Annotated in this window: 25 protein-coding genes; 20 read left to right on the top strand and 5 right to left on the bottom strand. The window is 57.0% G+C overall.

Annotated elements, in window-relative coordinates:
• Nucleotides 1-5: 5 nt before the first annotated feature.
• The 14 genes from rplF to bfr all read left to right on the top strand — a co-directional run bounded on the left by rplF (nt 6) and on the right by bfr (nt 8,801).
• Nucleotides 6-539 (top strand): 50S ribosomal protein L6, encoded by a 534-nt coding sequence (gene rplF / locus AC6CIA_RS04610; RefSeq protein WP_339530076.1) that lies wholly within the window; start codon nt 6-8, stop codon nt 537-539.
• Between the two features lie 10 nt (nt 540-549).
• On the top strand, nt 550-900 hold the full coding sequence (gene rplR, locus AC6CIA_RS04605) for a 50S ribosomal protein L18 (protein ID WP_003186037.1): 351 nt from the start codon (nt 550-552) through the stop codon (nt 898-900).
• Nucleotides 901-903: 3 nt separating this feature from the next.
• Complete coding sequence (gene rpsE / locus AC6CIA_RS04600) at nt 904-1,404, top strand: 30S ribosomal protein S5 (protein WP_010566852.1); 501 nt, start codon at nt 904-906, stop codon at nt 1,402-1,404.
• A gap of 2 nt (nt 1,405-1,406) precedes the next feature.
• Nucleotides 1,407-1,583 carry a 50S ribosomal protein L30 gene (rpmD, locus tag AC6CIA_RS04595; RefSeq protein WP_028621547.1) on the top strand — a complete coding sequence of 59 codons (177 nt, stop codon included), beginning with the start codon at nt 1,407-1,409 and terminating at the stop codon, nt 1,581-1,583.
• Nucleotides 1,584-1,586: 3 nt separating this feature from the next.
• Nucleotides 1,587-2,024 carry a 50S ribosomal protein L15 gene (rplO, locus tag AC6CIA_RS04590; RefSeq protein WP_003176407.1) on the top strand — a complete coding sequence of 146 codons (438 nt, stop codon included), beginning with the start codon at nt 1,587-1,589 and terminating at the stop codon, nt 2,022-2,024.
• Nucleotides 2,025-3,353 carry a preprotein translocase subunit SecY gene (secY, locus tag AC6CIA_RS04585; RefSeq protein ID WP_084379729.1) on the top strand — a complete coding sequence of 443 codons (1,329 nt, stop codon included), beginning with the start codon at nt 2,025-2,027 and terminating at the stop codon, nt 3,351-3,353.
• Nucleotides 3,354-3,380: 27 nt separating this feature from the next.
• Nucleotides 3,381-3,497: a 50S ribosomal protein L36 gene (rpmJ, locus tag AC6CIA_RS04580; RefSeq protein ID WP_002555468.1), complete on the top strand. Its 117-nt coding sequence runs from the start codon at nt 3,381-3,383 to the stop codon at nt 3,495-3,497.
• Between the two features lie 129 nt (nt 3,498-3,626).
• Complete coding sequence (gene rpsM, locus AC6CIA_RS04575) at nt 3,627-3,983, top strand: 30S ribosomal protein S13 (protein WP_047295790.1); 357 nt, start codon at nt 3,627-3,629, stop codon at nt 3,981-3,983.
• Between the two features lie 30 nt (nt 3,984-4,013).
• Nucleotides 4,014-4,403 carry a 30S ribosomal protein S11 gene (rpsK, locus tag AC6CIA_RS04570; protein WP_002555466.1) on the top strand — a complete coding sequence of 130 codons (390 nt, stop codon included), beginning with the start codon at nt 4,014-4,016 and terminating at the stop codon, nt 4,401-4,403.
• Between the two features lie 18 nt (nt 4,404-4,421).
• Nucleotides 4,422-5,042 carry a 30S ribosomal protein S4 gene (gene rpsD, locus AC6CIA_RS04565; protein WP_084379730.1) on the top strand — a complete coding sequence of 207 codons (621 nt, stop codon included), beginning with the start codon at nt 4,422-4,424 and terminating at the stop codon, nt 5,040-5,042.
• Between the two features lie 22 nt (nt 5,043-5,064).
• Nucleotides 5,065-6,066, top strand: a complete 1,002-nt coding sequence (locus AC6CIA_RS04560; RefSeq protein WP_002555464.1) for a DNA-directed RNA polymerase subunit alpha — start codon at nt 5,065-5,067, stop codon at nt 6,064-6,066.
• Between the two features lie 41 nt (nt 6,067-6,107).
• Nucleotides 6,108-6,494, top strand: coding sequence for a 50S ribosomal protein L17 (rplQ, locus tag AC6CIA_RS04555; protein WP_003176402.1), 387 nt, complete (start codon nt 6,108-6,110; stop codon nt 6,492-6,494).
• 238 nt (nt 6,495-6,732) lie between these two features.
• Nucleotides 6,733-8,181 carry a catalase gene (locus tag AC6CIA_RS04550; protein WP_498310829.1) on the top strand — a complete coding sequence of 483 codons (1,449 nt, stop codon included), beginning with the start codon at nt 6,733-6,735 and terminating at the stop codon, nt 8,179-8,181.
• A 155-nt stretch (nt 8,182-8,336) separates the two neighbouring features.
• Entirely contained in the window at nt 8,337-8,801 is a 465-nt protein-coding gene (bfr, locus tag AC6CIA_RS04545; RefSeq protein ID WP_339530084.1) for a bacterioferritin, read from the top strand.
• Nucleotides 8,802-8,869: 68 nt separating this feature from the next.
• Here the strand turns inward: bfr and uvrA are convergent, their stop codons facing one another.
• Nucleotides 8,870-11,704, bottom strand: coding sequence for an excinuclease ABC subunit UvrA (gene uvrA, locus AC6CIA_RS04540; RefSeq protein WP_498310828.1), 2,835 nt, complete (start codon nt 11,702-11,704; stop codon nt 8,870-8,872).
• 178 nt (nt 11,705-11,882) lie between these two features.
• Between uvrA and AC6CIA_RS04535 the strand changes: the two genes are divergently transcribed.
• Nucleotides 11,883-13,277: an MFS transporter gene (locus AC6CIA_RS04535; protein WP_498310827.1), complete on the top strand. Its 1,395-nt coding sequence runs from the start codon at nt 11,883-11,885 to the stop codon at nt 13,275-13,277.
• A gap of 9 nt (nt 13,278-13,286) precedes the next feature.
• On the top strand, nt 13,287-13,802 hold the full coding sequence (locus tag AC6CIA_RS04530; protein WP_020302451.1) for a single-stranded DNA-binding protein: 516 nt from the start codon (nt 13,287-13,289) through the stop codon (nt 13,800-13,802).
• Between the two features lie 102 nt (nt 13,803-13,904).
• On the opposite strand, the gene AC6CIA_RS04525 is transcribed toward AC6CIA_RS04530, so the two are convergent.
• On the bottom strand, nt 13,905-14,807 hold the full coding sequence (locus tag AC6CIA_RS04525) for a LysR substrate-binding domain-containing protein (protein WP_498310826.1): 903 nt from the start codon (nt 14,805-14,807) through the stop codon (nt 13,905-13,907).
• Nucleotides 14,808-14,927: 120 nt separating this feature from the next.
• Here AC6CIA_RS04525 and AC6CIA_RS04520 point away from each other — a divergent pair, with 120 nt between their 5' ends.
• Nucleotides 14,928-16,148 carry a cation:dicarboxylate symporter family transporter gene (locus tag AC6CIA_RS04520; protein WP_498310824.1) on the top strand — a complete coding sequence of 407 codons (1,221 nt, stop codon included), beginning with the start codon at nt 14,928-14,930 and terminating at the stop codon, nt 16,146-16,148.
• 75 nt (nt 16,149-16,223) lie between these two features.
• On the opposite strand, the gene AC6CIA_RS04515 is transcribed toward AC6CIA_RS04520, so the two are convergent.
• Both AC6CIA_RS04515 and AC6CIA_RS04510 read right to left on the bottom strand, forming a co-directional pair.
• Nucleotides 16,224-17,834, bottom strand: coding sequence for an argininosuccinate lyase (locus AC6CIA_RS04515; RefSeq protein WP_498310823.1), 1,611 nt, complete (start codon nt 17,832-17,834; stop codon nt 16,224-16,226).
• A gap of 17 nt (nt 17,835-17,851) precedes the next feature.
• Nucleotides 17,852-19,099 (bottom strand): OprD family porin, encoded by a 1,248-nt coding sequence (locus AC6CIA_RS04510; RefSeq protein ID WP_498310822.1) that lies wholly within the window; start codon nt 19,097-19,099, stop codon nt 17,852-17,854.
• A 267-nt stretch (nt 19,100-19,366) separates the two neighbouring features.
• On the opposite strand from AC6CIA_RS04510, the gene tam reads away from it, so the two are divergent.
• On the top strand, nt 19,367-20,128 hold the full coding sequence (tam, locus tag AC6CIA_RS04505) for a trans-aconitate 2-methyltransferase (protein ID WP_498310820.1): 762 nt from the start codon (nt 19,367-19,369) through the stop codon (nt 20,126-20,128).
• Between the two features lie 48 nt (nt 20,129-20,176).
• On the opposite strand, the gene AC6CIA_RS04500 is transcribed toward tam, so the two are convergent.
• Nucleotides 20,177-21,244 (bottom strand): LacI family DNA-binding transcriptional regulator, encoded by a 1,068-nt coding sequence (locus tag AC6CIA_RS04500; RefSeq protein ID WP_498310818.1) that lies wholly within the window; start codon nt 21,242-21,244, stop codon nt 20,177-20,179.
• A 210-nt stretch (nt 21,245-21,454) separates the two neighbouring features.
• Between AC6CIA_RS04500 and AC6CIA_RS04495 the strand changes: the two genes are divergently transcribed.
• Nucleotides 21,455-22,771 carry an MFS transporter gene (locus AC6CIA_RS04495; protein WP_498310817.1) on the top strand — a complete coding sequence of 439 codons (1,317 nt, stop codon included), beginning with the start codon at nt 21,455-21,457 and terminating at the stop codon, nt 22,769-22,771.
• On the top strand, nt 22,768-25,152 hold the full coding sequence (locus AC6CIA_RS04490) for a glycoside hydrolase family 31 protein (protein ID WP_498310815.1): 2,385 nt from the start codon (nt 22,768-22,770) through the stop codon (nt 25,150-25,152). Before AC6CIA_RS04495 ends, AC6CIA_RS04490 begins: the two co-directional genes overlap by 4 nt.
• Nucleotides 25,153-25,209: the final 57 nt, after the last annotated feature.

Here is a 25,209-nt window from a genome sequence, read left to right as displayed (position 1 = left end):
TAAGCATGTCTCGCGTCGCTAAGAACCCCGTTAAGCTGCCAGCCGGTGTCGAAATCAAATTCGCAGGCCAACAGCTTTCGGTGAAGGGTGCCAAGGGCACTCTTGAACTGAACATCCATTCGTCCGTTGAGATCGTTGAAGAAGCTGGTGAGCTGCGTTTCGCTGCTCGCAATGGCGATCAACAAACTCGCGCAATGGCCGGTACCACGCGTGCGTTGGTAAACAACATGGTCCAGGGCGTAAGCCAAGGCTTCGAGCGTAAGCTCCAGCTGGTCGGTGTTGGTTACAAAGCGCAAGCAAAAGGCTCGGTTTTGAACCTGGCCCTTGGCTTCTCGCACCCAGTGGATTACGAACTGCCGGAAGGCATCACCGCTGAGACCCCTAGCCAGACCGATATCCTGATCAAGGGCATCGACAAGCAGCTGGTAGGTCAGGTGGCCGCTGAGATCCGCGACTTCCGTCCACCAGAGCCGTACAAAGGCAAAGGTGTGCGCTACGCGGACGAAGTCGTCCGTCGTAAAGAAGCCAAGAAGAAGTAGGGCATAGCAAATGACCGACAAAAAAGTTACTCGACTGCGTCGCGCTCGCAAAGCACGCCTGAAAATGCACGAACTCGAAGTCGTGCGTCTCTGCGTGTTCCGCTCGTCGCAGCACATCTACGCCCAGGTCATTTCGGCCGACGGCAACAAAGTCCTGGCAAGCGCCTCGACTTTGGATAAAGAACTGCGTGATGGTGCCACTGGCAACATCGACGCGGCCACTAAGGTTGGCCAGCTGGTCGCTACGCGTGCTAAAGCCGCTGGCGTCTCGCAGGTGGCTTTCGACCGCTCTGGCTTCAAGTACCACGGTCGCGTCAAGGCGCTGGCTGATGCTGCTCGTGAAGCTGGGCTGGAGTTCTAAGTTATGTCAAATAACGACCAAAAGCGCGACGAAGGCTACATCGAGAAGCTGGTTCAAGTTAACCGCGTAGCCAAAACCGTTAAAGGCGGCCGTATCTTCACTTTCACCGCGTTGACCGTGGTGGGTGATGGTAAGGGGCGCGTTGGCTTCGGCCGTGGCAAGTCGCGTGAAGTGCCTGCTGCGATCCAGAAGGCAATGGAAGCTGCTCGTCGCAACATGATCCAGGTTGATCTGAACGGCACCACTCTGCAGTACGCAATGAAGTCCGCCCACGGCGCTTCGAAGGTGTACATGCAGCCTGCTTCTGAAGGTACCGGTATCATCGCTGGCGGCGCTATGCGTGCCGTTCTCGAAGTTGCTGGCGTTCAGAACGTTCTGGCCAAGTGCTACGGCTCGACTAACCCGGTAAACGTGGTTCACGCCACTTTCAAAGGTTTGAAGGCTATGCAATCCCCTGAATCCATTGCCGCCAAGCGTGGCAAAAGCGTCCAGGAGATCTTCTGATCATGGCTACCGTAAAAGTAACGCTGATCAAAAGCATGACCGGCCGCATCCCTAACCACAAACTGTGCGTTAAGGGTCTGGGTCTGCGTCGCATCGGTCACACTGTAGAAGTCGTTGATACTCCCGAGAATCGCGGGATGATCAACAAGGCTTACTACATGCTGCGTGTCGAGGGTTAATCGATGAAACTCAATGATCTGAGTCCAGCGCCGGGTTCCCGTCGCGAAAAGCATCGTCCGGGCCGTGGTATCGGTAGCGGTTTGGGTAAGACTGGTGGCCGTGGTCACAAAGGTCAGACCTCCCGCTCCGGTGGCACCATCGCTCCAGGCTTTGAAGGCGGTCAACAGCCGCTGCATCGTCGCCTGCCGAAGTTCGGTTTCGTTTCCCTGAAAGCCATGGATCGCGCAGAAGTGCGTCTGTCCGAGCTGGCCAAAGTGGAAGGCGACATCGTTACCGTGCAGACCCTGAAAGATGCCAACGTGATCAACGTCAACGTACAGCGTGTGAAAATCATGCTGTCCGGTGAAGTGACTCGCGCTGTCACTATCGGCAAGGGAATCGGCGCCACCAAAGGTGCGCGTTCGGCTATCGAAGCAGCTGGCGGCAAGTTCGAGGAATAAATGGCTAAGCAAGGTGCTCTCTCAGCGCTCGGCAAAGGCGGTATGTCTGAACTTTGGGCTCGTCTGCGTTTTCTGTTCCTGGCGATTATCGTCTACCGAATAGGCGCACACATCCCGGTTCCAGGTATCAACCCGGACCGACTCGCAGACCTGTTTCGACAGAATGAGGGGACCATTCTTAGCTTGTTCAACATGTTTTCCGGCGGCGCGCTGGAACGGATGAGCATCTTTGCACTGGGGATCATGCCGTACATCTCGGCATCGATCATCATGCAACTGATGACCGCCGTGAGCCCGCAGCTGGAGCAGTTGAAGAAGGAAGGTGAAGCTGGTCGTCGCAAGATTAGCCAGTACACCCGCTACCTCACTGTCGCTCTTGCTCTCGTCCAGGCTATTGGCATGTCCATAGGCTTGGCGGGGCAGGGCGTAGCGTTCACTGGTGACTTTGGCTTCCATTTCGTTGCGGTAACCACGTTTGTGGCTGGCGCGATGTTCATGATGTGGCTGGGTGAGCAGATTACTGAGCGTGGAGTTGGCAACGGTATCTCGATGTTGATTTTCGCAGGTATCGTCGCCGGTCTTCCGAGGGCAATAGGGCAGTCTTTCGAGTCTGCGCGTCAGGGCGATATCAATATCTTCGCCCTGGTTGCCATCGGTCTGCTGGCAGTAGCGATTATCGGTTTTGTGGTGTTCATTGAGCGTGGTCAGCGTCGTATCGCTGTTCACTACGCCAAGCGTCAGCAGGGCCGTAAGGTGTTTGCTGCACAGACTAGCCATTTGCCTTTGAAAGTGAACATGGCCGGTGTTATCCCGGCCATTTTCGCAAGCAGCATTTTGCTGTTCCCGGCTTCGCTGGGGGCCTGGTTCGGTCAGTCTGATGGTCTAGGCTGGTTGCAGGACCTCTCGCAGTCGATCGCTCCTGGTCAGCCGTTGAATATTCTGCTGTTTAGTGCAGGGATTATTTTCTTCTGCTTCTTCTATACGGCGTTGATGTTCAATCCGAAAGACGTAGCGGAAAACCTGAAGAAGTCCGGTGCCTTTATTCCGGGTATCCGTCCGGGCGAGCAGTCGGCGCGCTACATTGATGGCGTTTTGACTCGTTTGACCCTGTTCGGTGCTCTTTATATGACGGCCGTATGTTTGCTTCCCCAGTTCCTGGTGGTTGCGGCAAACGTTCCGTTCTACCTTGGCGGGACCTCGTTGCTGATCGTGGTCGTGGTTGTGATGGACTTCATGTCCCAAGTACAATCGCACCTCGTTTCGCACCAGTACGAATCCCTGATGAAGAAAGCCAACCTGAAGGGTTACGGCAGCGGCATGTTGCGCTGAGTACCCATAAGGTTCGAGGAGTTGGTGATGAAAGTTCGTGCATCGGTGAAAAAGCTGTGCCGTAACTGCAAGATTATTCGCCGCGAAGGTGTTGTTCGAGTAATTTGCAGCGCGGAACCGCGTCACAAACAGCGCCAAGGCTGAGTGTGATCCGCTTGAAGCCCGGTAGCTAGTGCGCTACCGGGTTGATTATTTGTTATTACAGCGATATTATCTCGCGCCCTATTTCTTGGCTTCCGGGGCGTAGGTAGCTGTCAATTGGAGTCCCACTGAATGGCCCGTATTGCAGGCGTTAACATTCCAGATAACAAGCACACTGTTATCTCGCTGACCTACATCTATGGTGTTGGTCGCACAACTGCGCAGAAAATTTGCGCAGACGCTGGTGTAAACCCAGCTGCTAAGATCAAGGATCTGAGCGACGAGCAGATTGAACAGTTGCGTGGCGAAGTGGCGAAGTTCACCACTGAAGGTGACCTGCGTCGCGAAGTCAACATGAAAATCAAGCGTTTGATGGACCTCGGTTGCTATCGCGGTCTGCGTCATCGTCGTGGTCTTCCAGTACGCGGTCAGCGTACCAAGACTAACGCGCGTACCCGTAAAGGTCCGCGTAAGCCGATCCGCAAGTAATCGCCCCAGCGAATCGACAGGAAATTAATCATGGCAAAACCTGCTGCTCGTCCTCGTAAAAAAGTTAAAAAGACAGTGGTTGATGGCATCGCCCACATCCATGCTTCTTTTAACAACACCATCGTGACCATCACCGACCGTCAAGGTAACGCGCTTTCTTGGGCTACCTCCGGTGGTTCGGGTTTCCGCGGTTCCCGCAAGTCCACCCCGTTTGCTGCTCAAGTAGCTGCTGAACGTGCTGGTCAAGCTGCGCTGGAATATGGCCTGAAAAACCTTGACGTCAACGTCAAGGGTCCAGGTCCAGGTCGTGAGTCCGCTGTCCGTGCATTGAACGGCTGTGGCTATAAGATCGCCAGCATCACCGACGTGACGCCTATCCCGCACAACGGGTGCCGTCCGCCGAAGAAGCGCCGCGTGTAATCCAGGAGATCGTAAAGAATGGCTCGTTACATTGGTCCAAAATGCAAACTCGCTCGTCGCGAAGGCACCGATCTCTTCCTGAAGAGCGGCGTGCGCGCGATCGAATCGAAGTGCAACATTGAAGCAGCACCTGGTATCCACGGCCAACGCCGCGGTCGCCAGTCCGATTACGGCACCCAACTGCGTGAAAAGCAGAAGGTCCGTCGTATCTACGGCGTTCTCGAGCGTCAATTCAGCGGCTACTACAAGGCAGCTGCTGGCAAGAAAGGTGCAACCGGTGAAAACCTGCTGCAACTGCTCGAATGCCGTCTGGACAACGTTGTATACCGTATGGGCTTTGGTTCTACTCGTGCCGAATCCCGTCAGCTGGTATCGCACAAGTCGATCAGCGTTAACGGTCAGACCGTAAACGTTCCGTCCTACCAGGTTCGTGCTGGTGACGTGGTTGCTGTTCGCGAGAAAGCAAAAAATCAACTTCGCATTGTCCAAGCTCTCGATCTGTGTGCCCAACGTGGCCGCGTAGAATGGGTAGAAGTAGACACTGAGAAGAAGTCGGGCGTTTTCAAGAACGTTCCTGCTCGCAGTGATCTGTCCGCCGACATCAACGAAAGCCTGATTGTCGAGCTCTACTCCAAGTAAGGGCTAGAAAATAGGTGCATCCATGCAGATTTCGGTAAATGAGTTCCTGACACCCCGCCACATTGATGTGCAGGTTGTCAGTCCAACCCGCGCCAAGATCACTCTCGAGCCTCTCGAGCGTGGTTTTGGCCACACCCTGGGCAACGCGCTGCGCCGCATCCTGTTGTCCTCAATGCCCGGCTGTGCAGTAGTCGAGGCCGAGATTGACGGTGTGCTCCACGAGTACAGCGCCATCGAAGGTGTACAGGAAGACGTAATTGAAATCCTGTTGAACCTTAAAGGTCTGGCTATCAAGCTGCACGGCCGTGACGAAGTTACGCTGACCTTGTCGAAGAAGGGTTCGGGGGTGGTTACCGCTGCCGATATTCAGCTGGATCATGATGTCGAGATCGTTAACCCCGATCACGTAATCGCTAACCTGGCGTCTAACGGCGTCCTGAACATGAAGCTCACCGTAGCTCGTGGTCGTGGTTATGAACCGGCCGACTCGCGTCAGAGCGATGAAGACGAAAGCCGCAGCATTGGTCGCTTGCAGCTTGACTCTTCGTTCAGCCCGGTTCGCCGTATCGCATACGTGGTGGAAAACGCCCGTGTCGAGCAGCGTACTAACCTGGACAAGCTGGTTATTGATCTGGAAACCAACGGTACTCTGGATCCTGAAGAGGCTATCCGCCGCGCTGCAACCATTCTGCAACAGCAGTTGGCTGCGTTCGTCGACCTCAAGGGTGACAGCGAACCAGTGGTAATCGAGCAGGAAGACGAGATCGATCCGATCCTGCTTCGCCCGGTTGACGATCTGGAACTGACTGTACGTTCGGCTAACTGCCTTAAGGCGGAAAACATTTACTACATCGGCGACCTGATTCAGCGTACCGAAGTAGAACTGTTGAAGACTCCGAACCTGGGCAAGAAATCCTTGACTGAAATCAAGGACGTTCTGGCCTCCCGCGGTCTGTCCCTCGGCATGCGCCTCGACAACTGGCCGCCTGCAAGTCTTAAGAAGGACGACAAGGCGACTGCCTGATCGTCGTAATCACCGAACGTGAGTTTGGTAAGGAATGAACCATGCGTCATCGTAAAAGTGGTCGTCACCTGAGCCGTACCAGCTCGCACCGCAAGGCCATGTTCCAGAACATGGCGGTGTCGCTGTTCGAGCACGAGCTGATCAAAACTACACTGCCGAAAGCTAAAGAACTGCGTCGCGTTGCTGAGCCGCTGATCACTTTGGCCAAGACAGACAGCCTGGCTAACCGCCGTCTGGCTTTCGACCGTACTCGCTCGAAAGCTATCGTTGGTAAGCTCTTCAACGACCTGGGCAAGCGTTACGCTACCCGTGAGGGTGGCTACCTGCGCATCCTCAAGTGCGGTTTCCGCGCTGGCGACAACGCGCCTATGGCGTACGTCGAGTTGGTTGATCGTGCTACTGCCGGCGAAGCTGTATCCGCCGAGTAAGACGACAGTCTGCAACGAAGAACCGGGCCTAGCGCCCGGTTTTTTGTGCGCGTGATAAAAGCGCGTCGTGTACACGTTTCCAGCGGTGGTGATTGGCACGATGGGCGGCGGGAGCCTTGGTAGTTATTTTCTATTGATGCCTACGGTTTAATGAATTAGTAGTCTTCATATTGATGATCAATACTTCCTCCAAGCCGATTAGCCGGCAGTTCCAAGTCCGACCTAAGGAAAGTTGAGCATGAGCCAGAATAAAGTCCTTACCACCGCCAGCGGTGCTCCCGTTGCGGATAACCAGAATTCCCGTTCCGCGGGCCCACGTGGCCCGTTGCTGCTCGATGATTTTCACCTGATCGAGAAGCTCGCTCACTTCAATCGTGAAAATATCCCAGAGCGTCGTGTGCACGCCAAAGGTTCGGGCGCCTACGGGACATTCACTGTCACCCGGGACATCACTCAATACACCAGCGCCAAGCTCTTCGAGTCCGTTGGCAAACAGACTCCGACCTTCCTGCGTTTCTCCACCGTGGGTGGCGAGCGCGGTTCGGCCGACACCGAGCGGGATCCGCGCGGCTTTGCGTTGAAGTTCTACACCGAAGAAGGTAACTGGGACATCGTGGGCAACAACACCCCGGTGTTCTTTATCCGTGACCCGCTGAAATTCCCGGATTTTATCCACACCCAAAAACGCCTTCCTCAAAGCAATCTGAAAAGCGCGCAGATGATGTGGGATTTCTGGTCGCACTCCCCTGAAGCGCTGCACCAAGTCACCATTCTGTTTTCGGATCGTGGTATTCCGGACGGCTACCGTCACATGCACGGCTTCGGCAGCCACACTTACAGCTTGATCAACGCCCGCGGCGAGCGTCATTGGGTAAAGTGGCACTACAAGACCCAGCAAGGTATCAAGAACCTGACGCCGGCCGACGCGGCGCGCCTGGCGGGTACGGATCCGGATTACGCGCAGCGTGATCTGTTTGGTGCGATCGAACGGGGTGATTTCCCGAAATGGAGTGTTTGCATCCAGATCATGAACGAGGCTCAGGCCAATGCACATTACGAAAACCCGTTCGATGTGACCAAGACCTGGTCACAGAAAGAGTTTCCACTGATCGAAGTCGGCGAATTGGAGTTGAACCGCAACCCGCTGAATTACTTCGCTGAAGTAGAGCAGGCGGCCTTCGGTCCGAGCAACATGGTTCCAGGTGTCGGCCTGTCACCGGACCGCATGCTGCAAGGCCGTGTGTTCGCCTACGCGGATGCTCACCGTTACCGGGTGGGCACCAATCACCAGCAACTGCCGGTGAATGCGCCGCGCAGTCCGGTCAACAGCTACCAGCGCGATGGTTCCATGGCATTTGGCGGCAACGGCGGCGCGGCTCCGAATTACGAGCCAAACAGCTACGCCGATGCTCCGAAGCAGGCTGCGCAATATGCCGAACCCGCCTTGGCACTTGGCGGGGCGGCTGATCGTTACGATCATCGCGAGGATACCGACTACTACAGCCATGCCGGAGCGCTGTTTCGCCTGATGAATGATGAGCAGAGAACGCTGTTGATCAACAATATCGCCGGCGCGATGGACGGAGTTTCCAGCGATGTGATCCAGCGTCAATTGCAACACTTTCTCAAGGCCGATCGCGCTTATGGAGAAGGAATCGCAACGGCGCTGGGTGTATCGCTTAACTAACTCTAAGTGATAAGCAGAACCGCCCTCATTTGGGCGGTTTTTGCGTTATTTCGGCTACTTTTCTCTGAAAATCTTCACTTTTCTGCCGTTCGTCTCGTGACCTGCAAGTCGTCATGGTTCAAACTACAGACTTTCAAGCAGGGAGATTTAGGGCGATGCAAGGTCACCCCGACGTAATCGATTACCTCAACACGTTGCTGACGGGCGAACTGGCAGCTCGTGACCAATATTTCATTCACTCGCGGATGTACGAAGACTGGGGCTTTACCGAGCTCTACGAGCGCATCAATCACGAAATGGAAGAAGAGGCGCAACACGCCGACGCACTGATGCGCCGTATCCTGATGCTCGAAGGCACGCCGCGCATGCGTCCTGACGACCTGGATACCGGTAGCACCGTACCGGAGATGCTGGCCGCTGACCTGCGCCTGGAATACAAAGTCCGCGCCGCCCTGTGCAAGGGCATTGAGTTGTGCGAGCAGCACAACGATTACGTCACCCGGGAAATCCTGCGGGTCCAGCTCAACGACACCGAAGAAGATCACACCTATTGGCTGGAAAAGCAGTTGGGTCTGATCAAGCTGGTCGGCCTCGAGAATTACCTGCAATCGCAATTCTGATTCCATCAGCTACAAAAAAGCCCCTGTCGCCGAGAAAGTGACAGGGGCTTTTTCATGGGCCTGACGAGTCAGGCCTTGTCGCGCTCCAGCAGGGGTTTCAGGTAATAACCGGTATGCGATTGTGGCATTTCGGCGACTTGCTCCGGCGTACCCACCGCGATGATCTGGCCACCCTTGGAACCGCCTTCCGGCCCCAGGTCGACCAACCAGTCGGCGGTCTTGATCACGTCCAGGTTGTGCTCGATCACAACCACGGTGTTGCCGTGGTCGCGTAAGCGGTGCAGCACGTCCAGTAATTGCTGAATGTCCGCGAAGTGCAGTCCGGTGGTTGGCTCGTCCAGAATGTACAGGGTCTTGCCGGTGTCACGCTTGGACAGCTCGCGAGACAGCTTCACGCGTTGCGCTTCACCGCCCGACAGCGTCGTCGCCGATTGACCGAGCTTGATGTAGGACAGGCCGACATCCATCAGTGTCTGCAGCTTGCGCGCCAGCGCCGGAACCGCATCAAAAAACACCCGGGCTTCCTCGATGGTCATTTCGAGGGTTTCGTGGATGTTCTTGCCCTTGTACTTGATCTCCAGGGTTTCACGGTTATAGCGCTTGCTCTTGCACACATCGCACGGCACATAGATGTCCGGCAGAAAGTGCATCTCCACTTTGATCAGGCCATCGCCCTGGCAGGCCTCACAGCGCCCGCCCTTGACGTTGAACGAAAAACGGCCAGGCCCGTAGCCGCGGGAGCGCGACTCCGGCACGCCGGCGAACAACTCGCGAATCGGCGTGAACAGGCCGGTATACGTCGCCGGGTTGGAGCGCGGCGTCCGTCCAATCGGGCTCTGGTCGATATCGACCACCTTGTCCAGGTGTTCCAGGCCCTTGATGCTGTCGTGAGCGGCGGCCTCCAGCGTGGTCGCGCCGTTCAGGGCGGTGGCGCTCAACGGGAACAGCGTGTTGTTGATCAGGGTCGACTTACCCGAGCCGGATACGCCGGTCACGCAGGTCAGCAGGCCGAGCGGGATCTCCAGGTCGACATTGCGCAGATTGTTGCCACGTGCGCCCTTGAGGTGCAGTGCCAGCTTCTTGTTGCGCGGGGTGCGCTTGGCCGGCACCGCAATCTTGACCCGGCCGGACAGATACTTGCCGGTCAGCGAGTCGGGATGGGCCATGACCTCGGCCGGGGTGCCTTCTGCAACAATATTGCCGCCATGCACACCCGCGCCCGGGCCGATGTCGACCACATAGTCCGCCAGGCGAATTGCGTCTTCATCGTGCTCGACCACGATCACCGTGTTGCCGATGTCGCGTAGATGTTTCAGGGTGCCCAGCAGGCGATCATTGTCGCGCTGATGCAGGCCAATGGACGGTTCGTCGAGAATGTAGAGCACGCCCACCAGGCCGGCGCCGATCTGGCTGGCCAGGCGAATCCGCTGGGCTTCGCCGCCGGACAAGGTATCTGCGCTGCGATCCAGCGAAAGGTAGTCCAGGCCGACATTGACCAGGAACTGCAGGCGCTCGCGGATTTCCTTGAGGATCTTGTCGGCAATCTCCCCCCGGCGTCCCGTCAGCTTGAGTACGCCAAAGTACTCGCACGCATCACCGATCGGCAGGTTGGTCACCGCCGGCAGCGTCTTTTCACCGACCCACACATGCCGCGCCTCACGACGCAGGCGAGTGCCCCGGCAATCCGGGCAAGGTTGGGTGCTGAGGAACTTGGCCAGTTCTTCACGAACGCTGGCCGATTCGGTTTCGCGGTAGCGCCGTTCCAGGTTCGGCACGATGCCTTCGAACGGGTGCGAGCGTTTGACGATATCGCCGCGGTCGTTCAAGTATTTGAAGTCGACGTTCTGCGAACCGCTGCCCTGCAGGATAACTTTCTGCTGCTCCGCCGGAAGCGCCTTGAAGGGCACCTCAAGGCTGAACTTATAGTGCGCGGCCAGAGAGCCGAGCATCTGGAAATAGTAGACGTTACGCCTGTCCCAGCCACGTATCGCCCCTTCGGCCAGGGTCAACTCACCATTGACCAAACGCTTGATGTCGAAGAACTGCTTCACCCCCAGGCCGTCGCAGGTCGGGCAGGCGCCAGCCGGGTTATTGAAGGAGAACAGTTTCGGTTCAAGCTCGCTGATGGCATGCCCGCAAATCGGGCAGGCGAAGCGTGCGGAAAAGATGGTTTCTTCGCCGGGCTCGTCGTCCATCGGCGCCACCAGGGCGATACCGTCCGCCAGTTTCAGCGCGGTCTCGAACGACTCCGCCAGGCGCTGTTGCAGATCTGCACGCACCTTGAAGCGGTCGACCACCACGTCGATGGAATGCTTCTTCTGTTTGTCCAGCTTCGGTGCTTCGTCCAGCTCGTACAGCTTGCCGTTGATCCGCGCCCGCACGAAACCTTGCGCCCGCAGTTCTTCGAAGACCGACAGGTGTTCGCCCTTGCGCTCGCGAATCACCGGCGCCAGCAGCATCAGCTTGGCGCCTTCCGGCTGCGCCAGCACCAGGTCGACCATCTGGCTGACGGTCTGGGCTTCCAGCGGGATATCGTGATCCGGGCAGCGCGGAATCCCGACGCGGGCGTACAGCAGGCGCAGGTAATCGTAGATCTCGGTGATGGTGCCGACGGTGGAGCGTGGATTGTGCGACGTGGATTTCTGTTCGATGGAAATCGCCGGCGACAGGCCCTCGATGGTGTCGACGTCAGGTTTTTCCATCATCGACAGAAACTGCCGGGCGTAGGCCGACAGCGACTCCACGTAGCGGCGCTGGCCTTCGGCATACAGGGTGTCGAACGCCAGGGACGACTTGCCGGACCCCGACAGGCCGGTGATGACGATCAGTTTGTCCCGGGGCAGGGTCAGGTCGATGTTCTTCAGGTTGTGGGTTCTAGCCCCACGAATCAGGATCTTGTCCAAGATGGCCTCGCACGGCGGGCTTAAATAATGCGGGAGTATACGGCTAAAGACTGGATGAATATACACTGTCAAAGTGCCGGGTGCAGCCTTACATGAAACCTGCGCGGCAAAGCGCCGCATATACCCTCTCAATCGATGGGACTGGTAGAATCGCCGCCGGTTCACACGAGGTTTTTCCATGCACGATCCCCACAGCGAACGCATGAGTAGCGGCGAGACCCGAGCGGCCAGTGGTCTGGCCCTGGTGTTCGCGTTCCGTATGCTTGGCATGTTTATGGTGTTGCCGGTGCTGGCGACCTATGGGATGGATCTCGCAGGAGCGACCCCCGCATTGATCGGCCTGGCCATTGGTGCTTATGGCCTGACCCAGGCGATTTTCCAGATTCCGTTCGGGATTGTTTCCGACCGCATCGGCCGGCGGCCAGTGATTTACCTGGGGTTGATCGTCTTTGCCCTGGGCAGCGTGCTTGCGGCTCAGTCCGACTCGATATGGGGCGTGATTGCCGGACGAATCCTGCAAGGTGCCGGGGCGATTTCCGCGGCGGTCATGGCGCTGCTGTCCGACCTGACCCGCGAACAGCATCGCACCAAGGCCATGGCCATGATCGGCATGACCATCGGCCTGTCGTTCGCCGTGGCCATGGTGGTTGGCCCGTTGCTGACACGTGCCTTCGGCCTGCACGGGCTGTTCCTGGTCACGGGCGGCCTGGCATTGTTCGGTATCGTGATCGTTGCCTGGATGGTCCCGCGCTCCACCGGGACGCTCCAGCACCGGGAGTCCGGCGTCGCCCGGCAGGATTTATTACCGACCCTCAAGCATCCTGACCTGCTGCGTCTGGATTTGGGTATCTTCGTATTACACGCGATGCTGATGTGCAGCTTCGTCGCATTGCCCCTGGCCCTGGTGGAAAAAGCCGGGCTGCCCAAAGAGCAGCACTGGTGGGTGTACCTCACCGCGCTGCTGATTTCGTTCTTCGCCATGATCCCGTTCATTATCTATGGCGAGAAGAAACGCAAAATGAAACGAGTTCTGCTGGGCGCCGTCGCGACACTGATGCTCACTGAGCTATTCTTCTGGCAGTTCGGCGACAGCCTGCGCGCCCTGGTCATCGGCACGGTGGTGTTTTTCACCGCGTTCAACCTGCTTGAAGCATCGTTGCCGTCGCTGATCAGCAAGGTTTCACCGGCCGGCGGCAAGGGCACGGCGATGGGGGTTTACTCCACCAGCCAGTTCCTCGGTTCCGCGCTGGGCGGCATCATGGGCGGGTGGATGTTTCAGCATGGCGGTTTATCGGTTGTGTTCCTCGGATGCGCAGGTCTGGCTGCCCTCTGGCTGGCCTTTGCTGTTACCATGCGCGAACCTCCGTATGTGACGAGCCTGCGCTTGCCGTTATCGCCTGAAGCGATCCGCGAAGTCGGCCTGGTCGAGCGCCTGAAGGCCGTCGTCGGAGTGACGGATGCAGTAGTGATCGCAGAAGAAGCTGCGATTTACATCAAATTGGACACCGAATTATTGGATCGCGCGACGCTCGAGCAGTTGGTCAACCCAGTGCCGACAGCGCGCCCAGCCTAGGAGAACGTTATGGCCCGTGGGGTTAACAAAGTCATATTGGTCGGTACATGCGGCCAGGATCCCGAAGTTCGCTACTTGCCTAACGGTAACGCCGTGACCAACCTGAGTCTGGCGACCAGCGAACAGTGGACCGACAAGCAAACCGGCCAGAAGGTCGAGAAAACCGAATGGCACCGTGTGTCGATGTTCGGCAAGGTTGCAGAGATCGCCGGTGAATACCTGCGCAAAGGTTCGCAGGTCTACATCGAAGGCAAACTGCAAACCCGCGAGTGGGAAAAAGACGGCATCAAGCGTTACACCACTGAAATCGTGGTCGACATGCAAGGCACCATGCAACTGCTGGGCGGCCGTCCACAAGGCGACCAACAGGGCCAGGGCGGCATGTCCAACTCGGCGCCGCGTCCACAGCAGTCCCGTCCGCAGCCAAGCCAGCAGCCACAGCGTGAGTCGCGTCCAGCGCCACAGCAGGCAGCACCGCAACCGGCTCAGGATTTCGACAGCTTTGATGACGATATTCCGTTCTAAGAAACAGCTACCACCGATTTGCTAAAAAAGCCCAGCTTCCCCAAGGGACGCTGGGCTTTTTTTCTGCCTGAAACACCGCGGCGGTCGGTCTTGGCGCTTGCGTTAAACCTCTGCCAGCGTCTGCGCCAGGTCTATGAAGTTCTGCAACGGTGTCGACGGATTGAACGTGCGTCGCACAAGGTTGATCGGTGCCACCAGTTCCGGTTGAGCGTCGCTGATTCGGCAATACACCACGCTTTCGCTATGCACACCGCGCATCGACGCCGGTACTACCGAGATCCCTTCGCCGGCCGCTACCAGGCTGACGTTGGTCAGCATGCGTTCGACTTCAAAGGCGATCGTCGGCTCAAAGCCTGCGTTCCGGCAAGCCTCGATCAGGCTGGCATACATGCCTGGCGCGCCGGGGCGGCGCACGAGAATGAGGCGTTCATGCTTGAGGTCATGGATGCTGATCCTGACGTCGGTCCCTTTGAACAATGGATGCCCGATGGGCAGGGTGAGCAACATTTCTTCGCTGAGCAGAGGGTGATAGGTCAAGTCCTGGGCTCCGCTTACCGGGGCGCGGAGAATGCCGATGTCGATGCGTTTTTCGAGGGTGTCCTCGGTCACTTCCCGCGCACTCCCTTCATTGAGAGAGAGCTCCACCCCGGGGTACCGTTCGCGGTAGGCCCGGATGATTTTCGGTATCAGCGGATGCGCGGCGGTGGAGCTGGTGAAGCCGATGACCAAGGTCCCTTCGATGCCGTGGGCAACTCGGTAGGCCTTGCGGCAACCCTGTTCGAGACGGGCGAGAAGGGTGCGGGCTTCTTCGAGGAACACCAGGCCGCCAGCCGTCAGGTCGACGCCTTTGGCGTGACGCTTGAACAGGTCGAACCCCAGTTCCTGCTCCAACGCGCGAACCTGTTGGCTGAGAGGCGGCTGTTGCATGTTCAGGCGGGCGGCGGCGCGGGTGAAATGGCGTTCTTCGGCCACCATGATGAAATAGCGTAAATGGCGAAGTTCCATGGTGGTATATCCCGTGGCAAGACTTTATTATTCGGAGCTTGAATCGACCGTTGGCGAGCAATATGCCGAAAGTGGCTTGTCACCACAATAACAATAATTAAAAAGTGCCACGGAGCCTGAATGAACTCTCTATCTGCCAGGCACGGAACATTGCCCATCGTGATTGCCATTGTGCTGGGCATTATGCTGGGCTGGATTTACCCGGCCTTGGCTATCGATATGAAACCGCTCAGTGATGCCTTCATCAAGTTGGTGGGGGCAGTGATGCCGTTTCTCTTGTTTGTATTGGTATGCACTGGGGTTTCCGGCATTCGGCGTGAGCAGAAACATCGCCACATGGTGACCAGGGTCGTTGTGTATTTTCAACTGATGTCCCTTGCCGCGCTGGCGCTGGGCATGGCGGCGGGGCTGTTGTTCGGGCTGGATCAATCGCTGGTCTCAGACCCTTTAGCAGCCCCGGCAGTCCTCGGTGAAAATCTGCATGAACTGTCGATGACATCTGTTTTGTCCAGTGTCTACAAGGTTTTTTCCCAAAGCCTGGTCTTGCAAGTGATGTTCCTGGCACTGCTCTGCGGATTGTTGATCGGTCGCGGGGGCGCTGTCGGCAATCGTTGTCTGGGTTATATGGAAGTTGCCGTACAAGGGCTGTTTCGCCTGTTGCGGATTATCTTGAAGTTTGCCCCGCTGGCAGCCTTTGGCGCCATGGCGTTTGTGGTGGGGAAATATGGTATGGAATCGATATTGCCGTTGCTGAAATTTATTCTGGTTATTTACCTGGCGAGTGCGGTTTTTATTGTGGGTGTATTGGCGCTGATCACGAAGTGGGTAGGTGTTCGATTATCCCGGTTGATTATATATTTGAAAGAAGAGTTGCTGTTGGTGGTGTTTACCGGATCTTCGGTTGCGGCACTTCCGGGGTTTGTCGGGAAACTTGAGGCGTTGGGCTGTGAGCGAAAGTTGGTTCGATTGGTACTGACCACCGGCTATACCTTCAATTTGTCCGGCAGCAATATTTACCTGACCACGGCGTTCATGTTCCTGGCGCATCTGGCAGGTGTGGAAATTGGCGTGCCGGAGCTGTTGACGGTGTTGCTGATCTGTTTGTTCACGTCACTGGGCTCGACCAGTGTGGCCGGTTCCGCCTTGTTTACGTTGATCGCCACCTTGAACATTCTGCAACTGGTGCCGGTGGAAGGGGTCGGCTTGTTATTGGGCGTGGAGCGACTGATGAAGTGCCGCTCCTTGACCAATGTGCTGGGCAATTGCGTGGCGTGCCTGGCGATTTGCAGATGGCAGGGAGCGGTTGATCGTGAGGTGTTGCGCCGCGAGTTGGCGAGCTGAAGGTGCTTCATCTTTCAGCACCCAGCGGCTCAACAGTGGGAAGGAGCAAGCCCCGTCCCACGGATTGATCGCATTTTAATGCTGGTTATTGGCCAGCTTATCGAAAGCCTTATCCAGATCACCTTCGGCTTTCATCAGCTTCACCCGACGCTCGGCCAGCCACTGCTGGTCGCTGTCCAGGGATTTGCGGGCTTCAACCAGCATGCGCTTGACCTCTTCGGGCTGCGGTCCTCCCGTGCCCTTGCGGGTCTTGACCATGGTGGTGGGCGACAGCGCTGCGCGAAAGGCAGCCTCATCCAGTGGCAGTGTGTTGGGCGCCCATTTGTATTTGTCCGCGGCCTGGCGATACAGCTTCTGCGCATCCGCGTAGGCGAAGGTTTTCGGCGTGGTGCCGTTGCTGCGTGCTTCAGTCACGATCAGCGAAGCGAAGCTGTGGCCAATTCGGAACGGCACCTTGTATTGACGCTCTAGCGTGTCGGCCAGCTCCATGGACGTGGTCCACTCCGACTCCAGTTCCTCCAGCGCCCGCTGCGGGTTGACCTGCAAGGCGTCCAGCACCGCATCCAGGTTCTTGAACATGGAGGCGGTGGAGCGGAACAGTCCCAGCGAATCGAAGGCGAACTTGTAATCGGTCATTCCCGTGGTGACGTTATGGGCACGCAGTGTCACGCCTTGTGCCTGGCTCACCACATTCGAGGCCGCTTCACGGGTGCGCATCAGCAATCCGGGGTTACGTTTCTGTGGCATCGCGCTGCTGGTGTAGGTGGACTGTTCATCCAGTAGCAACCACGGACGGATCTGGTGATATTGAGTATGGATATCGCCAATCATCGCCCCGACGCGAATCGCTGAGGATGCCGCGAGGTTGGCGGCCTCGATCGGAATGTCATAGGTGGAGACCTGGCTGGAGTCCAGTGAGTTCTCCCTTACCCCATCGAAGCCCAGTAACAGGGCCAGGCGCTCGCGGTTCAACGGGTAAGCAGAATTTGCCAGGACTGCCGTGCCCATGGGGCTCAGGTTAAGGCGGGCATAGAGTTCGCGGATGCGCTGGCCATCGCGCTCAAACGCTGCTTCAAACGCCAGCAAATAATGGGCATAGCTGATGGGCATGGCCTGTACGCCGTTGGTGTAGGCCGGTACCAGGGTGTCGACGTTCTTTTCCGCGAGGGCCAGGATGCGCTGGCGAGTGGCATTCAAGGCGCCACTGTAGGCCAGCACTTGAGTTCGCAGGTTGGCCAGGCGGTAGGTGGCGAGCATGTCCTGGCGACTGCGGCCCGAGTGAATCAGCGAGGCTTCGGGACCGATCTTGTCGGTCATGATCTTTTCCAGTTGCAGCACATCGCTGGGGCGCTTGCCGCCAGGCTGGTCGGCCTGGTCAATGGCGTGGCGCACGCCGCCGGCAATCTTGCGGCCCATCTGGGGCGTGACGATACGCTCTTCGGTCAGCATTACAATCGAGGCTTTGTTGATGCGGTTGAGCCAGGCGAACTGAGTTTGGGTGGGGTCGCCCTTGGTCTTGCGCTGCGTCTGCGACGTGTCCGGTGTGGCACCGATTTTCGCCGCCTGGGCCGCGCATTGTTCAGTGGTGTTGCACGGCAGTTGGCCGGTGTCGGCGGCATAGGCGCCGTAGCTGCTGAGCAGCGCGAAGGCGACGGCGAGATGGATCAAAGTCTTTTTGGTATTCACGGCAAGGCTCCGAAAAATTACAACAGGGGCAGGGTGTAGCTGACGATGAAGCGGTTCTGGTCAACGTCGTTGCCTGAGCCATTGCTTCGGTAGGTTGCGTTGCGCCATTTCACGCCGAGATTCTTCAGCGTACCGCTCTGAAACACATAGCCGATGTCGGTGTCGCGCTCCCACTCGGTGCCTTCCACGCCACGGGAACGCTCGAAGTTGTCACCCTTGAGGTAGCGCGTCATGAAAGTCAGCCCGGGCCAGCCGATGGCCGCGAAGTCATAGTCATAGCGCGCTTGCCAGGAGCGCTCTTCCGGACTGGCGAAGTCCGCCGAGACCATCACGTAGTTGACCAGGTAGGAATCGGTGCCATCCAAGTGTGGAAACCCGGTAGCACCTTTCATGCGCTGGTAGGCAGCGCCGAACGAGTGGCCCTGAATGCTGTAAGTGAACCGGGCGCCGAAAGCTTGGTTGTCGACGTTAGTGTTGCCCGCCTTATTGGAGTCGGCGTAGCGCAGATCGGTCTTGAATGATTGCGACTTGCCCAAGGGCAGGGTGTGCAACAGGTTGAAGATGTGTTGCTTGTAGTTATTCTCGAGGCTGGCGTAGTGGTAGCCGGTGGTGAGGTGTTTGGTCCACTTGTAGCTGGCGCTGGCGAAGTCGAATTTGTCGCTGGGCGTCGCCCCCTTGATGCCTTTGCCGGCGACTTCGAGGTCGTCATGGCCGCTGACGTTGCGCAGGGTGTTGCTCGTCAGGCGCCCGGCGTTGAAGGTCAGGCCGTCGATGTCCTGACTGCTCAACTGAGTGCCGCGAAAGGTCTGGGGCAGCAGACGGCTGTCGTTTGACAGGGCGATGGGCAGTCTTGGCTCCAGGGTGCCGACTTTCAACACTGACTTGGAAATGCGTACCTTGGCCGCCGCGCCCAGGCGACTGTAGCTGTCTGGAGCTTTTTCATCGCCTACCGGCAACAGGCCACTGTTCTGCCGGTCGGGACCGGAGTCGAGCTTCAACCCCAGTAACCCACTGGCATCGATACCGAAGCCCACCAGCCCCTCGGTAAACCCCGACTGATAGTTCAGGATCATGCCTTGGGCCCATTCATCGCGCTTGGACTGCCTGGCGCCATCCTGGTGATAGTCGCTGTTGAAGTAGAAGTTTCGAAGTTCCAGGTCAGCCTTGCTGTCCTTGAAAAAATCCGCCTCCGCGAAAGAGGGGAACGCCAGGGTCAAACCCAGGGTGGCCGAAGTGAGGCCCAGGGCAATAGGGGATTTATTCATTGTTGTTTCCCGTTGGCTGCTGCTTGTTTTTAGAATTGTGTTGCTGAGCGGCGACAGGGAGGCGCGCCCGGCTAGCGCAGGCTAACGATTTGGTCTTCAGATTGAAAATATATAGAAAGTGTCAGGTTGATATGTTCTGAATATGTCTGTCGTGCACGCCATCACGCATGCCGACTTTATCCGTAGCGCCGCAGCCCTGAAGTTTGTCCTGACGCGTCATTAGATCTAGGCTGTGCCGCTATCCCGCAGCGAAGAAGGAATCCACTGATGACCTGGTCCGCCAAACAGTATTCGATGTTCGAACAACAGCGTACCCGGCCCGTGCGGGATCTGGTTGCGGCGATCCCGGAAATGGCTGTGCGCGCCGCAGTCGACCTGGGTTGTGGCCCCGGTAACTCCACTGAAATCCTGGCGCAGCGCTTCCCCAATGCAGCCGTGACCGGCATCGACAGCTCCGAAGACATGCTGGTCAGCGCACGCGAAAGGTTACCCGCGCTTCACTTCGAACTGGCCGACATCGGTACCTGGAATCCAGCGCAAAAAGTCGATGTGATTTTCGCCAATGCTTCGCTGCAATGGCTGCCGGACCACGCCACGCTGTATCCGCACCTGGTCGAGCAACTGGCGCCTGGAGGCGTATTGGCCGTGCAAACCCCGGACAATCTCAATGAGCCGGCCCACGCCTTGGCGCGTGAAGTGGCGGCAGACGCCCGCTGGGCGGGCAAGATCGGTACGGTCAAGCACAACGAGCGCCACGCCGCGAGCTACTACTTCGAGCTGCTGGGCCGGCACTGCGCCACCGTCGACGTATGGCGCACCACCTATCATCATCCGCTCAGTGACCATCGCGCGGTGGTGGAGTGGTTCAAGGCTTCGGCATTGCGCCCGTTCCTGGCGCCACTGGGCGATGCCGAGCAAAGCGCATTCCTCGACAGCTATCTGGCGCGGATCACCGAGGCCTATCCGGCCCTGGCCGACGGCACGGTGTTATTGCCCTTTCCACGGCTGTTCATCCTCGCCACACGTTAAGGTGGCGGGCGTGCAAGTGGCGGTCAGACCGCCGCTTTAGCCGCTTGATCAATCATAGATCAGCTTCTGATAGACCGGCGTTTGCTTGGCGCTGTGCTTGATACGGCGCACTGAGCTGCCGGTGATGAGTCGTCCGCCGAGGAGGAGATTGCCGCGAGGAGCGCGCGGTTCAAAGAGCTGCTGTCTCAAGACCCTTATCGCTTCTGCGCCTAATTCATCCCGGGGCACGTGAAGCGTGGTGAGCGGGATATCGTTGACGTCCGCCAGATTGAAGCCGTCCATGCTCATCACTGAAACATCCTGGGGAACCCTCAAGCCAACATTCTGGAGCGCTTTAACTGCCCCGGCCGCCATAAAGTCGCCTCCGGCCAGGATGGCCGTCGGTCGATCGTCCGGTGCGCAATTTTCCATGAAGGCGGCCACCCGCGCTTCAGATTCAGCACTGCCGAAACCTTCGGCAATTATTTGATGGTTTGCTTCGACAAACTCGAGATTCTGCTCTTTCCATGCCTCACGAATTCCCCGCATTCGAAGGTCCATCGTGTAGCGCCTGAGACACTGGAGGGTCAATACATTTCGGTGGCCCATCTGAAACAGATAATTAATCGAAAAATGACCGATCAAAAAATGGTCGGGTGATATCGAGGGCAGGCGCATGCTGCGGTCAATGCAATTGATCAGCACAACCGGCTTGCTGAGGTCGGCTGCAAGTTGGTGAATGTGCGGATCATCAATACCAATCAGGATCGCGGCATGGGTGTCCTTCTGATTCATCTTTTCCAGAAACAGCAAGGCATCGCTATCGACCTCTTCGAGCTCACAGTAGCGAACTCGAACATCATGCTGCGCGACCGCCTGTGTGATGCCCTGGATAACTTTGTAGTAGAAGATATCAGAGCGTACGTTAAAGGCCCGCGAGGGCGCGAAGAGCGTCAGCCCATTGAGCAGAAAGCGACCATTGGCGAGGTCTTCCATCACGCCATGCTGACGAGCCGCAGCCAACACTTTTTGTCTCGTGGCCGCGCTGGTATTGGATTTTCCGGCCAGCACCCGCGACACCGTCGCTATGGACAGGCCCGTCTGCGCCGCGATTTCAGCAATGTGTAATTTTCCCACCGCGGCTATCCATTGAGACAATTTATGGAAAAACTTTCATAGCAGGAAAACGCTGACAATCCTAGCGTTTTTGGGCATGTCCCAAGCCGTCGAGGAAGAGAATGTAAATTTATACATTTTTGCTGCTGTACGTTTCATAAGCCGTTGCCATAGCGTTGATTCTTCAAATAAAAACAAGACGCCGGGACATCCGGTACAGGCGAAGAATTGATGACTATCGATATCGAACGCAATGCTCGACTTTCGGCCAAGCGAAAATTCATCCCGCACTTACGTTGGTGGATGCTTTCCCTGTTTTTATTGGGGGTCACCGTCAATTATATAACCCGCAACTCATTGGGCATCTTGGCACCGGAACTGAAAACCACGTTTAGCATGTCAACTGAACAATACTCGTGGGTCGTTGCCGCTTTCCAACTCGCCTATACAATTTTCCAACCCGTCTGCGGATGGTTGATCGATGCTATCGGGCTCAAACTTGGCTTTGTGGTATGCGCCGTCATATGGTCGGTGATGTGCCTGTTGCATGCCGGGGCGGCAAGTTGGGTACATCTGGCGATCCTGCGGTTTTTTATGGGGGCCTCGGAGGCCGCTGCCACGCCCGCGAATGCCAAAGCGATCGGGGATTGGTTTCCTAAAAAAGAACGGCCTATCGCAGCAGGCTGGGCAGGGGTCGGATTTTCCTTGGGCGCCATGCTCGCCCCTCCCATCATTTATCTGGCTCATGTCTCTCTGGGGTGGCAGGGCGCATTTTTGATTTCCGGGGGGATCGGCCTGCTGTGGGCTGCCCTCTGGGGAGGGCTCTACCACGCTCCTGATATCCACCCTCGCTTATCGCCCAATGAGTTAGCGCATATTCAACAAGACGGCGAAAAGACCGGCCAGCAAATGCCTTTTTTTAAAGCGCTGAAAAAGATTGGCCGAGATAAACGGTTCTACGGTATTGCGCTGCCCGCCTTCATGGCAGAGCCCGCGTGGGCCGTCATGAGTTTTTGGGTGCCGCTGTACCTGGCCAACGAAAGAGGGATGGACCTTAAGCAAATTGTGCTGTTTGCCTGGGTACCCTTTCTGGCGGCGGACCTGGGCAGTATCGCAAGCGGTTATCTATCGCGTGCGTACCATCGGGTTTTCAAATGCACGCGGGTGAACTCAATCGTCGCCAGTTCAATCACTGGCGCGTTTCTGATGTTCTCGTTGGCGGTGATGACACAGGTGGAAGACCCTTATGTGGCGATTGCGCTTATTTCAGTCGGAGGTTTTGGCCACCAAATTATTTCCTGCATGTTGAGTGCTTTGGTAGTTGAAACCTTTGATCGAGATGAGTTGGCAACTGTTAACGGCATGCGCGGTTCATGCGCTTGGATTGCCAGTTTCATTTTCTCGCTGATCATCGGAGTCAGCGTGGACAAAATAGGCTTTAACCCATTGTTCATTGCCATGGGGCTCTTTGATTTTATAGGTGCATTTTTCATGATTTTGTTTATCGCAGACAGAACCTCCAACGCTAAAGCGGTGCGTGCACGATGAAGTCACTTAAGGTATGGAAGTTACAGGCTCAGGAACAAGGGTATATCGAGCTGCTGGTCGAGGGTCGACACCTATTCAGAATCTATATTCTCGAAGAAGGTTTAGCGCGTGTTCTGCTCCTGCGCGCAGGCACCTTGGCGCTGGACCGCACCTGGAGTATTGCGCCTCAGGCAGACGTGGCCTGGGAAGGCCGGCCTCGCGAGTCGCTAGCTGATTTCTCGTTGCCCGCGTACCGGCTCGAAGAGTTCCAGGACCGACTGGTGCTCACGACCAAAAAACTACGCGTCACGGTGAATCATCCACTGTGGCTACAGTGGGAATTGCATGATGGCCAAACCTTCAGGCCATTGGTCTCGGATCGGCCCACCGGTGCCTATTCGCTTAACGCCCATGGCGAAGGCGTCGAGCATTATCAGCTCCGCGCGCCTGAGCATCGCTACTACGGGCTTGGCGAAAAAACCGGCGATTTGAATCGCACCGGCAGGCGTTTTGAAATGCGTAATCTGGACGCAATGGGCTATAACGCAGCGAGTACCGACCCGCTCTACAAGCATATTCCCTTTGTTATCACGCATCAGGCACACGCAAGCTTCGGGATGTTTTATGACAACCTGAACACCAGCGTATTTGATCTGGGCAACGAGCTGGATAATTATCACCGGCCCTATCGCCGGTACACCGCAGACGCCGGGGACCTCGATTACTGGATACTGGCGGGCCCACGCATACTCGACGTGACGAAGTCTTTCGTGCGTCTGACCGGACGCACCCTGTTTCTACCTAAATGGAGTCTGGGTTACAGCGGCTCAACCATGCATTACACCGATGCCGACAATGCCCAGGAACAATTGCTGGCGTTTCTTGATCTCTGCCGTCAGCACGCTATTCCCTGTGACTCATTTCAACTGTCGTCCGGGTATACGTCCATTGGCGAAAAGCGCTATGTGTTCAACTGGAATCATGCAAAAGTTCCGGACCCCAAGGCGCTGGCCCAGGCATACCGTGATGCCGGGGTCAGACTGATTGCCAACATAAAGCCTTGTCTTTTGCAGGACCATCCGCGCTACCTCGAGGTAGCCAATCAAAAGCTGTTCATTACCGACTCGGAGCACGACGTGCCAGAGCGGTCGGTCTTCTGGGACGATGAAGGTTCCCATCTGGACTTCACCAACCCGGACGCTGTTGGTTGGTGGCAGTCAAATGTCACGTCACAACTTTTGGCGCTGGGGATTGATTGTACGTGGAACGATAACAATGAATTTGAAGTGTGGGACGGCGAGGCACGTTGCCATGGCTTCGGGCGCGAGATAGCCATCAAACATATCCGGCCCGTCATGGCATTGCTGATGATGAGAGCGTCTTTAGAGGCACAACAGCGGTTCTCGCCTTCCGAACGTCCCTACCTCATCTCACGCTCAGGTTGCGCCGGCATGCAGCGCTATGTTCAGACCTGGAGCGGTGATAACCGGACCCACTGGGAAACGATCCGCTACAACACTCGAATGGGGCTGGGCATGAGCCTGTCGGGGTTATACAACGTGGGGCACGATGTAGGTGGGTTCTGCGGTAATAAACCGGATCCCGAACTGTTCGTTCGTTGGGTCCAGAACGGGGTGATGCATCCCCGCTTCACCATCCACTCCTGGAACGACGATGGCACGGTTAATGAGCCATGGATGCACCCCGCGGTTACCGATGCGGTGCGTGATGCCATTCGGCTCAGATACAGGTTGATGCCTTATCTCTATACCTTGCTGTGGCAAGCCAGTAACGAGGATGAGCCCATTTTGCGCCCTACGTTTCTTGACCACGAGGACGACCCTCGAACGTTCGAGGAAAACGACGAATTTCTTCTGGGCAGAGACGTGCTGGTCGCCAGCGTTGTAGAGCAAGGTGCACGTGAGCGCGCGGTGTGGCTACCGCTGAATGCGACGGGATGGTGCGACTGGCATACAGGGGAATGGCACGAAGGTGGCCAGTACGTTTCCCTGGATGCGCCTTTGGAACGCTTGCCCTTGCTGGTGCGAGGAGGCGCCGCGATACCCACCGGTGAATGTCACAAGCTTAATGATTGCTCCCTTGATCGGTATCGCGAACTGGTGATTTTTCCGGCACCGTCAGGCTCCGCCAGTGGCGTGTTATTTGAAGATGACGGCATCAGTCATGGGTGGGAAAACGGAAGTAGCCTGGTGATCAGATGGACCATCGAATATGGCCTGGATTTCATTGATGTGCAGGTATCTAAAACAGGGGATTTTTGTCCAGCCTGGGAGCAGCTTGAGGTGTCCTTGAAGTCAGCGGATGCGCGAGTCTTGAGAATAAATGGCAATCGCGGCGGCACTTTAAAGTTGGCCGAAATAGCGCACCCTCAACTTCATTGATCCCTGAAAAGTCGTGCCCTCCCGAACCCGGAGGGCAGACTCACAAAATCATCACCG

Source organism: Pseudomonas sp. GQ91, assembly GCF_059758795.1.
This window is presented reverse-complemented; position numbering and strand designations above follow the sequence as displayed.